The sequence below is a fragment of the Streptomyces griseiscabiei genome, assembly GCF_020010925.1.
GTDB classification, from domain to species: domain Bacteria; phylum Actinomycetota; class Actinomycetes; order Streptomycetales; family Streptomycetaceae; genus Streptomyces; species Streptomyces griseiscabiei.
The window spans coordinates 1,546,986-1,560,390 of sequence record NZ_JAGJBZ010000002.1 but is presented as its reverse complement, the minus strand read 5'-3'; the positions used below and the strand labels follow the sequence as shown (position 1 = coordinate 1,560,390).

At 72.2% G+C, this 13,405-nt stretch carries 9 protein-coding genes; 2 read left to right on the top strand and 7 right to left on the bottom strand.

Going from position 1 to position 13,405, the window contains the following annotated elements; translation table 11 throughout:
* Positions 1-49: 49 nt before the first annotated feature.
* The 3 genes from J8M51_RS24285 to J8M51_RS24275 all read right to left on the bottom strand — a co-directional run bounded on the left by J8M51_RS24285 (position 50) and on the right by J8M51_RS24275 (position 2,572).
* The gene (locus tag J8M51_RS24285) at positions 50-835 is read right to left on the bottom strand and encodes an ABC transporter permease (RefSeq protein ID WP_086763729.1); all 786 of its coding nucleotides are present in this window, start codon (positions 833-835) and stop codon (positions 50-52) included.
* A complete protein-coding gene (locus tag J8M51_RS24280; protein WP_086763727.1) occupies positions 832-1,812 on the bottom strand; it encodes an ATP-binding cassette domain-containing protein in 981 nt (326 codons plus the stop codon). Before J8M51_RS24280 ends, J8M51_RS24285 begins: the two co-directional genes overlap by 4 nt.
* An 88-nt stretch (positions 1,813-1,900) precedes the next feature.
* Entirely contained in the window at positions 1,901-2,572 is a 672-nt protein-coding gene (locus J8M51_RS24275; protein WP_086763724.1) for a DUF4097 family beta strand repeat-containing protein, read from the bottom strand.
* Between the two features lie 221 nt (positions 2,573-2,793).
* Between J8M51_RS24275 and J8M51_RS24270 the strand changes: the two genes are divergently transcribed.
* Positions 2,794-3,528 carry a GbsR/MarR family transcriptional regulator gene (locus J8M51_RS24270; protein ID WP_086763722.1) on the top strand — a complete coding sequence of 245 codons (735 nt, stop codon included), beginning with the start codon at positions 2,794-2,796 and terminating at the stop codon, positions 3,526-3,528.
* A gap of 5 nt (positions 3,529-3,533) precedes the next feature.
* On the opposite strand, the gene J8M51_RS24265 is transcribed toward J8M51_RS24270, so the two are convergent.
* The 4 genes from J8M51_RS24265 to J8M51_RS24250 all read right to left on the bottom strand — a co-directional run bounded on the left by J8M51_RS24265 (position 3,534) and on the right by J8M51_RS24250 (position 11,826).
* A complete protein-coding gene (locus tag J8M51_RS24265) occupies positions 3,534-5,168 on the bottom strand; it encodes a carboxylesterase/lipase family protein (RefSeq protein WP_267299466.1) in 1,635 nt (544 codons plus the stop codon).
* Between the two features lie 185 nt (positions 5,169-5,353).
* Positions 5,354-6,625 (bottom strand): alginate lyase family protein, encoded by a 1,272-nt coding sequence (locus J8M51_RS24260; protein WP_267299465.1) that lies wholly within the window; start codon positions 6,623-6,625, stop codon positions 5,354-5,356.
* A gap of 17 nt (positions 6,626-6,642) precedes the next feature.
* Entirely contained in the window at positions 6,643-10,017 is a 3,375-nt protein-coding gene (locus tag J8M51_RS24255) for an alginate lyase family protein (protein WP_267299464.1), read from the bottom strand.
* A gap of 15 nt (positions 10,018-10,032) precedes the next feature.
* On the bottom strand, positions 10,033-11,826 hold the full coding sequence (locus tag J8M51_RS24250; RefSeq protein ID WP_086755750.1) for an Ig domain-containing protein: 1,794 nt from the start codon (positions 11,824-11,826) through the stop codon (positions 10,033-10,035).
* 364 nt (positions 11,827-12,190) lie between these two features.
* Here J8M51_RS24250 and J8M51_RS24245 point away from each other — a divergent pair, with 364 nt between their 5' ends.
* The gene (locus J8M51_RS24245; protein ID WP_179203092.1) at positions 12,191-13,204 is read left to right on the top strand and encodes a hydroxyacid dehydrogenase; all 1,014 of its coding nucleotides are present in this window, start codon (positions 12,191-12,193) and stop codon (positions 13,202-13,204) included.
* Positions 13,205-13,405: the final 201 nt, after the last annotated feature.

The following is a 13,405-nucleotide window of genomic DNA, read 5'->3' as shown; positions in this document are numbered from 1 at the left end:
GCCCCGCGCCCCTTTGGGGCGCGGGGTGCGGGGTCGCTGTGCTCGGTGGTCACTTCGGGTCGGTGTTGAACTTCTTGGTGGACCAGAGGTAGCCGAGGGTCGCGAGGGCCAGGGTCCAGGCGAGGGCGAGCCAGCCGTTGTGGCCGATCTCGGTGCCGAGGAGGAGGCCGCGCAGGGTCTCGATGGCGGGGGTGAAGGGCTGGTACTCGGCGATGGGCCGGAACCAGCCCGGCATCGTGTCGGCCGGGATGAAGGCGCTGGAGATCAGCGGCAGCAGGATCAGCGGCTGGGCGCTGTTGGCGGCGGCCTCCGCGTTGGGGCTGGACAGGCCCATGCCGACCGCGATCCAGGTGAGGGCCAGCGAGAAGAGGACGAGCAGCCCGAACGCGGCCAGCCACTCCAGGACCGTGGCGTCCGTGGACCGGAAGCCGATCGCCACCCCGACGCCGCCGACGAGGACCACACTCGCCACGCACTGCAGCACACTGCCGACGACATGCCCGATGAGGATGGAACCGCGGTGGATCGCCATCGTCCGGAAGCGGGCGATGATGCCCTCGTTCATGTCGGTGGAGACGGACACCGCGGTCCCGACGACGGTGCCGCCGACGGTCATCAGCAGGATGCCCGGGACGATGTAGGCGATGTAGTCCGAGCGGTCGCTGCCGCCGATGCCCGCGCTCATCACGTCGCCGAAGATGTAGACGAAGAGCAGCAACAGCATGATCGGGGTCAGCAGCAGGTTCAGGGTGAGGGACGGATAGCGGCGCGCGTGCAGGAGGTTGCGGCGCAGCATGGTGTTCGAGTCGCGGACGGCGAGGGCGAGGGCGCTCATCGGACGGTCTCCTTGGGCTGGTCGGGGACGGTCCGTGTCCCGGTGGCGGTGGTGGGGCCGGTGAGGGCGAAGAACACGTCGTCGAGGTCGGGGGTGTGCACGGTGAGTGCGTCGGCCTCGACGCCGGCGGCGTCCAACTGGTCGAGCACTGCGCGCAGTTCGCGCTGGGTGCCGCCGCTGGGGAGCTGGAGGGCGAGGGCCTCGTCGTCGCGGGTGACCTCGCGCAGGACGGCGGCGGCCGACTGATACGCCGTCGGGTCGGTGAAGCGGAGGCGGACATGGCCGCCCGGGACGAGGCGCTTGAGTTCTTCCGCGCTGCCTTCGGCGGCGATCCTTCCGTCGTGGAGGACGGCGATGCGGTCGGCGAGTTCGTCGGCCTCCTCCAGGTACTGGGTGGTGAGGAAGACGGTGACGCCGTCGGAGACGAGTTCGCGGATGATCTGCCACATGTTGTGGCGGGAGCGGGGGTCGAGGCCGGTGGTGGGCTCGTCGAGGAAGATGATCCGGGGCGAGCCGACGAGGGTCATGGCGATGTCGAGCCGCCGCTTCATGCCGCCGGAGTAGGTCGAGGCCGGCTTCTTCGCGGCCTCCACCAGGTCGAAGCGTCCCAGCAGTTCGGCGGTGACCCGTCGCCCCTCGCTCCTGGGCAGGTGGTGCAGGTCGGCCATGAGGAGCATGTTCTCCTCGCCGGTGATCAGCCCGTCGACCGCGGAGAACTGCCCGGTGACCCCGATCGCGGCGCGCACCGCCTGCGGGTCGGCGACGACGTCGTGACCGCCGACGCGGATCCCGCCGGAGCCGGCGCCGGGCGAGATCAGGGTGGAGAGGATCTTCACGGCGGTGGTCTTGCCGGCGCCGTTCGGGCCCAGCAGGGAGAAGATCGTCCCCTCCGGGACGGTCAGGTCGATGCCGTCGAGCACGACCTTGTCGCCGTAGGACTTGCGCAGCCCGTTCGCCGCGATGGCCGGGTCGGTCATGACAGGTGCTCCTTCAGAGCTTCGGGTCGGAGAGCGTGGGTCGGTGGTCGCGAGTCGGCGGGCGGGGATCAGAGGCTGCGGGCGGGGATCAGAGGCTGTGGGCGTCGATGTCGCCGTAGCCGGTGGTGGCGCGGATGTCGAGCTGGGCGTCGGCGCCCTCGGTGTTCTTGAGGGAGTTGCGGACGCGGCCGTAGGAGGTGCCGGCGTCCAGGGAGGCCGAGACACCGGCGGCGGCGCCGATCGAGATCTTGCCGTGCCCGGTGCTCAGGGTGACCGTGCCGCGTACGGCCTCGGTGACACGCAGGTCGCCCTTGCCGCTGGTGATGTCGGCGGGGCCGTCCAGACGGCCGATCAGGGCGTCGCCGGCCAGCAGGTTCAGCCGGGCGCTCGCGGTCTCGTCGAGCTTGACCTGCCCGTGCGCACCGTCGATGGCCACATCGCCCAGCCGTCCGACCCCGCGGAACTCGGCGGCGGCCGCCTTCGCCTCGACGCGGGAGCCGGACGGCAGCTGGACGGTGACCTCCAGGGTTCCGGAGGGGCCGAACAGCTCGCTCTTCGCCTTCGGGGTGTCGATCCGCAGGACGCCGTCGCGGTAGTCGACCGTGGCCTCCTCGGCGGCCCTGACGTCGCGGCTCCTGGAAGCGTCGGCGGGCCGGATCTCCACGGTGGTGTCGGTGCGGTCGGCGGCGATGATCTGCACCCGCCCGGCATTGATGTGGAGGACGGCGGCGATCGGGGCGGGGGTGTCGAACTTCTGCATCGTGCGCTCCTCGGTTCGTTGTTTCCGATGATGGAAAAGCTACGTTGCATTCAAAGATCGCGCAACATACTCGTTGCACGAGAAGCACATTCATGCAGCTCAAACCCGCTATTTCGTTGCAACAATCTGCGAAGTAACGCAACAAGCCTTACGTAGCTCGTTGCAATGAATTGAGAGTGAACGCTATGGTGGGCGCACCACGGAGCACGAAGGAGACAGCGATGCCGGGAGGCAGGCTCACCCAGCAGGAACGCCAGCAGATCGCGCTAGGGCTGGCCGACGGCCTCGCCTACGCCGAGATCGCCAGACGGCTCGACCGCCCGACCTCGACGATCACCCGCGAGGTCATGCGCAACGGCGGCCCCACCGCCTACCGCGCCGACCTCGCCCACCGCGCCACCGAGCGCCGCGCGCACCGGCGCCGCCAGGCCGCTCCGCATGAGGCCCGGACGCCCGACCGGGCTCATGGGCGCGACGCCGAAGCCGTACGGGAGTTCGAGGAGACCTTCACGACGGTCATGATGGCCTCGGGCATGCCCGCGATGATGGCCCGGGTGATGGCCTGCCTCACCCTCACCGACTCCGGCAGCCTCACCGCGGCCGAGCTGGCGCAGCGCCTCCAGGTCAGCCCGGCGTCCATCTCCAAGGCGGTCGCGTTCCTCGAAGGCCAGGGGATGGTCCGCCGTGAGCAGGGCGAGCGCCGCCGTGAGCGCTACGTCGTCGACGACGACGTCTGGTACCAGTCGATGATCGCCAGTGCCCGTGCCGTCGCCCAGATCGTCGTGATCGCCCGCCAGGGCGTGGGCGTCCTCGGCACCGGCACCCCCGCGAGCGCCCGGCTGGAGAACGTCGCCCGCTTCCTCGACTTCGTCGCCGAGAGCACCCTCCGCGCCGCCGAACAGGCCCGTGAGGTCCTCCACACCAAGCCGCGCACGCCCACGGAGGAGCCCGGGTAGCCGGCTCAGGGCGTCCGGCGGAAGCGGCGCAGCGCGGGAAGTGGGCCTCCGCCGGAGGTGACGAAGGTGCCGGCGCCCTGGATCCTGCGCGGACGTCTCGCGTCCGCGTCCCAGAGGGCGAGTTCGGGGTCGTAGGGGCCGAGGACGATCCGGTCGCCGTCGGGGCCCGCCGTGTCCTCCCCCACGCCCTCTCCCGTGTCCTCCGCCGTGTCGAAGACGCGCACCGGATGGCTCGCGTCCCAGGCGGGCCAGCCGGGCGTGCCGTCCGTCGCGAAGCGGACCCAGGCGGTGTGCAGGGCGGTGGCGAGGTCGCGCGGGGCGTGGTCCCCGGCGAGCTTGGCGGAGGCGGGGGTGTCGCCGGTGTCGAAGACGAAGCCGAGTTCCAGGGCGTGGCAGGAGCCGAGGGCGGGGACGCCGGAGGGCCAGGCGAACTCGTAGAGGAAGGACCGGGCCCCGCCCTGGTCGAGGCGGGCGTCCGCCACCCGGTGCAGGGGGACACGCAGGAGGTGGTCGGTGACGAGCCGGCCGACCAGATCGGCGGTGCCCTGGTCGGGGTGCAGGTCACGGTAGCCGCGCGGGACCTCGGGGCCGCAGTGGCAGCGGGCACGGGCACCGGCCAGGGCGACCGTGCCGAGGCGGTCGACGCGTTCCTGGAGTCCGCCGGGGACCAGCCAGAGGCGGTGTTCGTCGCGGGTCCAGCCCATCAGGAGGTCGGCACCGGGGGCCGCGCCGTGCTCGGTGAGGGCCCGCAGCGGGTCGGTGGGCAGCAGGTCGCCGTCGACGACGATGCCGAAGGCGGGGCCGCCCAGTACCGGGCTGCTGAGCCGGCCGACCTCGGCCTGCGCCTCCAGCAGGGTGGCCCGGTCCACGGCGGCGAAGGCCTCGGCGGTCGCCGGGACCTTCAGCCGGTTCGCCATCCGGCGGACCATCCGGCGCACCTTGTCCCGGTCCAGGGCCTCCGGCGGGCCGCTCTGCAGGACGGCGCGCCGGAACAGACCCCGCGCACGGGGCACGGCCAGCAGCGCGCCGACGCTGATGGCGCCCGCCGACTGGCCGAACAGGGTCACCCGGTCCGGGTCGCCGCCGAACCCGGCGACCGAGTCCCGCACCCACTCCAGCGCGGCCAGCTGGTCGCGCAGTCCGAGATTGGGCGGGGCGTCCGGGAAGAGGCCGTAACCCTCCACGCCCAGACGGTAGTTGAGGGACACCAGCACCACACCGTCACGGGCGAAGGCGGCGCCGTCGTAGACGGGCACCGCCGAGGAGCCCCGGGTGAGGGCGCCGCCGTGGAGGAAGACCATGACCGGCAGCCGGGCCCCGGGGTCGGGGCGCGGCGTCCACACGTTCAGGTTGAGGCAGTCGTCGCCCGGGACGACCGGGTCCGACAGATAGCGGGCGAACGCCTCCGAGTACGGCGGTTTCGGAGGCGTCGGACCGAAGGCGACGGTGTCCCGCACCCCCGCCCAGGGCTCGGGCGGGGCGGGCGGGCGGAAGCGGCGGGGGCCGAAGGGCGGGGCCGCGTACGGGACACCCCGGAAGACGGCGATCCCGGTCTCGTAGCCCTCCCCGTACTCGTAGGTGCCGCGCACGGATCCGTACGGCGTCCTGACCACGGGGCCACCCTGCCGGTCTGCCGTCATCGCGCACCAGCTCCTCACGCCCGCCGGCTCACTCGCCCGCTCGCTCATGAGCGTCGTTCACCTCAGAGCACCACATCCCTTCTCGGTATTCCGGTCGGGCCGGGTCTTTGACGGCCGTTCGGGCGACGGCGGCCTCGTCGGCGGGCGGCCGGCGGGGGTCGGTCGCCGGGTCGGCGGGTCGGCGGCTACCTGGCGTACATCAGGGTGCCGAAGCCCAGCTGGTCGTAGCCGCCGCTGTTGGGGCCGTAGTCCCCGCCGCCGCCCTCGGGGCGGACGCTCTCCGCCATCCGGGTGATGTACGGGACGGACAGGCCCCGCCGCCGTGCGTAGTGGTAGTGCAGCAGGTCCCACACGGGGCGGACCTGGCCCCGGCCGCTGGACGAGATCACGGTGTGGGTCTGCTGGGCGCAGTTCTGGCCGGTGCCCCAGGTGTAGGCGGTGAAGGGCACGTCCTCGCCGAGGTTGTACCTGGCGACGTACTGGGCGGCCTTCATGAACCGGTTGTCGTCGTAGCCGTAGAGGTCCTCGCCCTGGGACCAGGCCATCTCGCAGAAGGCGCCCATCTGGCCCATGCCCATCATGGTGTGCCCCTGGTCGCGGCCGGACTCCTGCCACTGGGCGAGGCCCTGGCCGTCGTACAGGAACGGCACGGCCTTGCGGATCGCGCCGTTGCCCGCGCCGTTCTTGAAGTAGTTGACGGCCTGGTCGTACTTGGCGCCGTCGTCGCACAGGATCCCGATCGCGAGGATCGAGTTCATGGTGCACAGGTCCCAGTTGGCCCAGTAGTTGGTGATGCAGGCGTCGTTGTGGTCGTTCAGGAACTGGTTGTTGAGCGGGTAGAAGACGTTCAGCATCATCGTCCTGAACCGGTCCAGGTCGAATCCGCCGTAGCCGCGCATGAGTTCGGCGGCGTTCGCGAACTGGTAGCCGTAGATCCCGGCGGCCAGGAACCGGTCCGCGTTGCCGGTGACGGTGGTGAGCGTCGACGACCAGGCGTTGAGGATGCGCACGGCCGCGTCGCCGTTGGCCGTGGTTCCGGCGATCTTCCAGCGCAGCGCGTTCTGGTAGGCGGCGTGGATGTCGTTGTAGAGGATGCCGTAGTTCTCGCCGGTGCCGCCGCGGACGACGGTGGCCTGCGGCCTGGCCGTCCAGGTGCTCGCGGCGTGGGAGTTGGCGGTCAGCCGGTTCCAGCCGGACAGCCAGGGGTCGTCGCCTGCGGCGACGCGTACCTTGGCGCGGTTGAGTTCGCCGTAGGCGTGCAGCATGCCGGGGTGGGTGAAAGTGGCCGGGGCCGCCTCCGCCGTGGTGGCGGAGGCGGCGCCCAGGGTGAGGGCGGCGGCGATCCCGCCGGCGGTCCTCAGCAGACCGCGGCGGCTCAACTCGCCCTCGGGCGCGGGCCCTTCGGGGCCCGGGTGGGGGGAAGCGTGGGGGGTGGCGTGGGGGGAAGTGCGGCTCATCGGTCCATCTCCGATCCTCAGGTGGGGGTGATGCTCACCTCGCCGAAGCGCGCGGTGCCGTGGGCCAGCGGGCTGCGGGAGCAGACCACCAGGCCCACGTGGTAGGGGGCGTCACCGAAGCCGGGGATCTCTCCGTCGGCGAGGGGGGTGAAGGTGGCGCCTCCGTCGGTGGAGACCGCCGCGGCGAAGCGGGTCCCGGTCCGCTTCAGCCGCAGCAGGCAGGGGGTGGTGACCGTGGTGTCGCCGGTGAAGGCCGACCGTCCGGCCACGGTCGTACGGAGCATGAGCTGGGCTGTGGTCCCGCCGCCGACGATCGCCCCGGCCGCCTGGTCGAACGGCGACAGCGACTTGGCCATCAGCAGCCCGACCCGGTCGGCCGTGGCCCCGGTACGGGAGTCCAGCCGGACGGTGACCTCGCAGTCACCGGTGACCGTCCGCCGTACGAACTGGCCGGTCATTCCTTGGTTGTTGACGGTCAGATCGACTCCGGCGCCCCGGACGACGAAGGTCCCGTCGTCCTCGTACGCGGTGCTGCCGGGGGTGGGGACCGCGACCACGCCGAGGGTGCCGTAGGCGCGGTCGTCGAGGACGAGGTCGCCGAGGTCGCCGTAGGTCCAGGGGGCGGGCGGGGGTGTGCCGACGGTCAGGGTGAGGGTGCCGGTCGCCTCGCCCGCCGCGTTGCCGGCGGTGGTGGTGACGGTGAACTCGCCGGTCCGGGTGGGGGTGCCGGAGATCAGGCCGGTGCGCCGGTCGACGCGCAGACCGTCGGGGAGTCCGCTCGCGGTGAAGCGCACGGGTTCGTGCGCGGCACGCAGCAGATGCCGGAACGGGACTCCCTTGTTGGCGAACGCCGCTGCCGCCGAAGCGAGTCGAGGAACAGTCGGGGTCGGCATCGCCGCGGCGGCGGGCGCGGAACGGGGGCCGCCGCCACCGGTGTTCGTCTTCGCGACGACGTAGTGGTACGTCGTGCCGGGGGTGCCGGTGGCGTCCGTGTACCGCAGCCGGGTGCCGAAGCCGACCGGGGCGATCCCGGTGGCGATCGTCCGGTAGGGGCCGTCGGCGCGGGTGGCGCGGAGCACCTTGTAGCGGGCGGAGAGGTCCGGATCGGTCCAGGCCAGCTCCACCGCGTCGGCGCCGGTGGCGGCCTTGAGGCCGGTGGCCCGCCAGGCAGGGCGGGCCACCGACCAGACCTCTCCCCCGTCGGCGGAGACGACCCGCACGTCGTCGAAGGCGCCCACGCCCGTCCCCGCGTACTCCTCGGCGACGCCCAGGCAGGAGGTCAGGACCAGCCCCGCGTACGCGGTGCGCCCCAACTCGACCTCCGATGTGCCCACTTCGGTCCAGTCGACGCCGTCCGGCGAGATCGCCCCGGTGCAGCGGCGGCCCCTGCGGGTGACCCGCACCCAGTACGGGGCCCGCAGCCGGTAGCCGTCGCCCGCGCCCTCGACGTACGGCGCCTCCAGGGGTGTCGCCGACTCCGGCAGGGCGCCGAGGGCGGAGATCGGGAAGGCGGCGGAGGTGGTGATCGCCGGGAGCTGGGAGGGCGGCACGGGCGTGCTGCCGGTCGCGGTGATCCCCGCGCCGACGGCCTTCCGTACGCTCCACACCCCGCTCCAGGTGTGCAGCGGCAGCCCCTGGATCAGCGTCGAGGCGTGCGCGGCGCCCGCGTCGAGGCCGGCCCGCAGGGTGACGCCGATCTTGGAGTACTGGGAGCTGAGCGGCCACACGATCCGCGCGGTGACCGAGCCGTCCCCGCGCAGTGGTACGTACGCCAGGCGGTACGTGTCCGCCGTGCCGCTCGCCCGCAGCAGGAACCGCTCGCCGTCGAAGGCGGCGGAGCCGGGGATCTCCACCGCCCCGAGATCCTGGCCGGCCCAGGGCTCGGGCAGCCCGGCGCAGGCGGTGACCGGGCTCGAACTCCCGCTGCCGCCCGCCGGGTTGGTGGCGGTGACGGTGTAGTGGTAGGTCCGGCCCCGGTGGACGTCCCGGTCGGTGTACGTCGGCGCGCCGAGCCCGGTGGCGACCTTCTCGTAGGGGCCTCCGGGGCGGGTGGACCGCCGGACGGTGTACCCGGTGGCCCGGGCCGACGGCAGCCAGGTCACGGTCACCGATCCGCGCTCGCCCACCGCCGTCACACCGGCCGGGGGCTTCGGCGCGGGAGCCGTGGCGGGGGCCGTGGCCCCGGCGTAGGCGAAGGTGCCGAAGCCCGGGAGGTCGTCGTTGCCGCCCTCGACCAACCGGGCGCCCGCCGTGCCCCGGAAGAGCACCGCCTTCGTCGCGGGGGCGTCGAGGCCGCGCACTCCGGCGTAGTGGGCGTAGTACATCTCGTAGACCGGGGGCAGGGTGCCCCGGCCGATCGCGGAGACGGTCGTCTTGACGTACTTGCCGGTGCGGTCCAGGTCGGGGGTGAAGGGGACGTCGCCGCCGAGGTTGTAGCGGGCGGCGTACTCGGCGTTGGCCAGCGGACGCCGGCCGTCGACGCCCCACAGGTCGACGCCCTGGTTCCAGGCCACCTGCGCGGCGTCGCCCATCAGGCCGACGGCCAGCTGCTCGTGCCCCTGGTCGCGGCCGGACTCCTGGCCCTGGCCGGCGGCGGTGACGATCCGGCCCGGCACGCTGCCGTTGCCGGCGCCGGCCGCCGCGAAGCGCAGGGCGTCCTCGAAGAGGACGGGCTCCTCGCAGAACACACCGATGGCCAGGACGGTCTGCATGGCCGTCAGATCCCAGTTGCCGTTGGCGTACAGCATGTAGCCGGAGATCGCCGGGTACCAGACGTCGAGGAACGAGCGCTCGCAGCGGGCGATCGCCGCGTCGGGCCAGCCGTCGTAGCCGGTGTGCCGGAGCAGTTCGGCGGCGTTGACGAACTTGAAGGCCTGCAGGCCCGCGCCGAGCGGGCCGTCGGCTCCCGTGATCGTCGTGAGGGAGGCCGACCAGGCGTCGAGGATGTCCCGGGCCTTGTCGGCGTGGGCCCGCTCGCCCGTCACACACCACATCAGCGCGTTCTGGTAGGCGGCGGCCGAGTCGGCGACGGCCTGGCTCATGAAGTTGGTGGGGCCGCGCCCCCAGGAGATGATCTGGCCCGTGTTCTGCACGGTGTACGTGGACCTGGACCGGGCGTGGGCGGCCAGCGCGAGATAGCCGTCGTGGATCGGTGACTCCTTCGCCGCGACCGCCGCCCGCCACCGGTCCAGGTCGGCGGTGGTGTGCAGGAGGCCCGGATGGCTGAAGGCGGGGGCCGTCCCGGTGGAACCGGCGCCCGTGGCCCCGGCCGAGGCGGAGGGCGCGGCGGAGGCGGAGGGCGCGGACAGGAGTCCGGCTCCGGCCGCGGCTGCCGTGGCCCCGGCCGCGCCGAGGAACGACCGCCGGTCGAACCGTCTGCTGAGGGGAAGCACAGGTCGCTCCTCGTCCTACGGGTGGCGCACGGTGAGCTTGACGGACCGGGTGGCCGTACCGGCGGCGTTGGTGGCCGAGACGGTGACCGTGCGGGTGCCGGGCCGGGCCGGGACACCGGAGATCAGACCGGTGCCGGTGTCCATGCTCAGGCCCTTGGGCAGGCCCTCGGCGGCGAACGACGTGGGCAGCCCGGTCGCCGTGACGAGGTGGTTGAGGACCCGGTCGGCGGTGGCCGTGACCTCGGCCGCGCCGGTGATCTCGGGGGCCTCGGTGGCGGCGGCCGTGTCGGCGTCCAGGAAACGGAGGTTCTGGACGTGCTCGTTGGCGAACATCGGGACCATGTCGGTGGTCAGGTACCAGCCGGGCTTCTTCATCTTGTCGTGCACGACCGTGCCGTTGACCGACAGGTTCTGGAAGGTCAGGTTCTTGATCGGGCGGTCCGCGTCGTAGCCGGTGAGGATCGCCATGGAGGCGTGGGTGCCGTTGTAGGCGAGGTCGCGGACGTACACGTCCTCGATGCCCCGGCCAGGGGAGGCGTTGTACCGGTTGGCCATCACCCGCATGTTGAGCAGTTGTCCCCAGGTGAAGTCCTCCACGCGGACGTCCTGGATGCGGACGTTGCGTATGAGGTTGCTGTCGCCCGGGTTGAGGGCGACGCAGCCCTGGTAGAGGACCTGTGGTTCGCGGTGCTGGAGCACGTCGATGTCGCTGAGGACGATGTTCTCGATGGTCTCGGGCTTCTCGGGGTTGCCGTGGGTGCCGATGTTCACGGGGTGGGCGACGTCGGCCCAGAGGGTGGAGTTCCGGACGGTGATGTTGCGGCAGTCGCCGTAGTAGTCCCAGCGGTGGGCGTAGATGGCGACGCAGTCGTCGCTGTTGCGCATGAAGACGCCTTCGATCAGCACGTCCTCGCTGCTGAACACATCGATGCCGTCGCCCCATTGGCCGAAGCTGTAGGAGTGCAGATTGCGGACGGTGACCTGCTGGGACTGGCCGATGGTGCAGGAGTAGCCGGTCCTGGGGTTGAGGGCGAGAATGCCGTCGATCTCGATGTTCCTGGAGAACGCCACGAGGGTGGCCGCGTCCGAGTCGTAGATGATGCCCCGGCCGAGCAGCCGGGCGTTCTCCACATGGCTGAACTCCACACGGGCCTTGAGCACCGCGCCGCCGGCCAGGTAGACCGTCTTGCCGCTGGGCACCTTCACCACGTTGTCGGGGACGGTGTGGATGCCCGGTCCGAAGTAGATGACGTCCGGGTCGTCCTTCTCGGGCCGCCGCTTCTCGATCGGGTTGGCGTGCAGTTGGAGGTTGTCGTAGAGGTCGAAGGAGCGGCCGTCGGCGTCCCCGAGTTCGATGGAGAGATTGCGCGGCTCGGTGAGGCGGAAGCTGACGGTGTCGCCGTCGGCCTCGTGCGCGACGGCGTGGGACAGGGGGCGGATCCGCGCCGAGGGGATCGTGCCCTTCGACGAGGTGACCCGGACCTCCACGGTGCCGCGGAAGTCGAGGCTCGCGACCGAGGAGCTGCGGACGACGCCCGCGCCGGTCTTCTCGTCGATGGTCTTCGTACGGGCCCGGATGACGGGCACCGGCCGCCAGTCGCCGCCCGGGGTGCGGGCCTGGACGGAGAAGCTGGTGTTCAGCGGCAGTCCGTCCGGCACGGGGTGCACCACCAGCCGGCCGGCGCCCGGTCCGCCGGCCGCGCTCGCGGTGCCGGCGGCCGTGCCGAGCAGGGAGTACGCGGCGGCCGTGGCCCCGGTGGCCTGGAGGAGGGTGCGCCGGGACAGCCCGGGGCCCTGGGTGTCGGTCATCAGCAACGTCCTTGGGTGCGAAGGGGGTCGGTGGGAGGGGACGGGCGCCTGCCCGTGCAACCGGTTTCTATCGGCCGACGGGCAGAGCTTGTTCCGGCCCGCACAGCGCGTCAAGGGCCCTGACCAGTTTTCGAAAACTCTGCACAACCCCCGGGACCCGGCCCGACGGCGCTATGGTCGCCTCTTCCGCAGCTCTGATGCGGCGCAGTGCGGAAACCGGTTGCCGGGTCCCGCCACCGGATCAGGACGATTGACCACCCGTCGAACCCGCACCTACGGTAGAAGACGTTTTCTGAAGCTGACGGCAGACTGACTTCCGCAGCAGCCTCTGCGCCCACCCCCCTCCCGACTCTCCAGGAGAGCCATGCCCAGCGCCCCGTCGACGCGCGCCGTGTTCGCCATGGATCCGGTGCATCTGCCCCTGCTCTTCCCACCGCCGCTCATGGCCCGGCTGCGTCAAGTGGCCGACATCGACCCCGGGTTCGTCGTCCGGGACTTCACCGATCCCGCCGCCGCCCCGGCACTGGCCTCGGCCGAGACGCTGATCACCGGCTGGGGCTGCCCGCATCTCGACGCGGACGTCCTGGCGGCGGCGCCCCGGCTGCGTACCGTCCTGCATGCCGCGGGCTCGGTCCGGGCGCTGGTCGGCGAGGCCCTGTGGCAGGGCGGGGTCAGCGTCTCCAGCGCGGTCGCCGGGAACGCGCTGCCGGTCGCCGAGTACACCCTCGCGATGATCCTGCTGGCCGGGAAGGACACCTTCGACCAGCGCGAACGCTTCCGCAGGACCCACACCTACCCCTCCCCCGCCGAGACCGCCGCCATCGGCAACGTCGGCCGCCGGGTCGGGGTCATCGGCGCCTCGCGCGTCGGCCGCCGGCTCCTGGAACTGCTGAGGCCGTTCGACTTCGCCGTCTCGCTGTACGACCCGTACGTCGACCCGGCCGGGGCCGCGGCGCTGGGCGCCGAAGCGGTGGCGCTGGACGACCTGTTGCGGACCAGCGACATCGTCAGCCTGCACGCCCCCGACATCCCCGAGACCTACCGCATGCTCGACCGCGGCAGACTCGCGCTGATCAGGGACGGCGGCGTCCTCATCAACACCTCCCGGGGCGCCCTGGTCGACCCGGAGGCGCTCACCGACGAGCTGCTCTCCGGCCGGCTCAGCGCGGTCCTGGACGTCACCGAGCCCGAGCCGCTGCCCGTCGGCTCCCCGCTCTACCACCTGCCCAACGTGTTCCTCACCCCGCACATCGCCGGGTCTCTCGGCAATGAGCTGGAGCGTCTCGGCCGTACCGTGGTCGAGGAGTTGGAGCGGCTCGCCTCGGGTCTGCCGCCCGCGCACGAGGTACGGCACACGGACCTGGCCCGCGTCGCCTGAACGCCGGCCGGCCCCACTCCGCCGCACCACAAACGTTTTCGCGCCGCTCCGCCGTCCCGCGTCCCGCGCCTCGACGGCCCCGCGCCGCCGGTCACGGCTCCGACCTGGTCTCTCCGCACCACGCCAGGGCCACCGGACGACGGCTCCCGGCAACCCCGGCGACAATCCGGCGTAACAATTTACCGTCGCGCTCTTGCGGTG

Excerpts from the sequence above, each read along its gene's own strand:
- J8M51_RS24285 (WP_086763729.1), bottom strand. The coding sequence starts at position 835 with ATGAGCGCCCTCGCCCTCGCCGTCCGCGACTCGAACACCATGCTGCGC.
- J8M51_RS24265 (WP_267299466.1), bottom strand. The coding sequence starts at position 5,168 with ATGACGGCAGACCGGCAGGGTGGCCCCGTGGTCAGGACGCCGTACGGA.
- J8M51_RS24260 (WP_267299465.1), bottom strand. The coding sequence starts at position 6,625 with ATGAGCCGCACTTCCCCCCACGCCACCCCCCACGCTTCCCCCCACCCG.
- J8M51_RS24275 (WP_086763724.1), bottom strand. The coding sequence starts at position 2,572 with ATGCAGAAGTTCGACACCCCCGCCCCGATCGCCGCCGTCCTCCACATC.
- J8M51_RS24280 (WP_086763727.1), bottom strand. The coding sequence starts at position 1,812 with ATGACCGACCCGGCCATCGCGGCGAACGGGCTGCGCAAGTCCTACGGC.
- J8M51_RS24250 (WP_086755750.1), bottom strand. The coding sequence starts at position 11,826 with ATGACCGACACCCAGGGCCCCGGGCTGTCCCGGCGCACCCTCCTCCAG.
- J8M51_RS24270 (WP_086763722.1), top strand. The coding sequence starts at position 2,794 with ATGCCGGGAGGCAGGCTCACCCAGCAGGAACGCCAGCAGATCGCGCTA.
- J8M51_RS24245 (WP_179203092.1), top strand. The coding sequence starts at position 12,191 with ATGCCCAGCGCCCCGTCGACGCGCGCCGTGTTCGCCATGGATCCGGTG.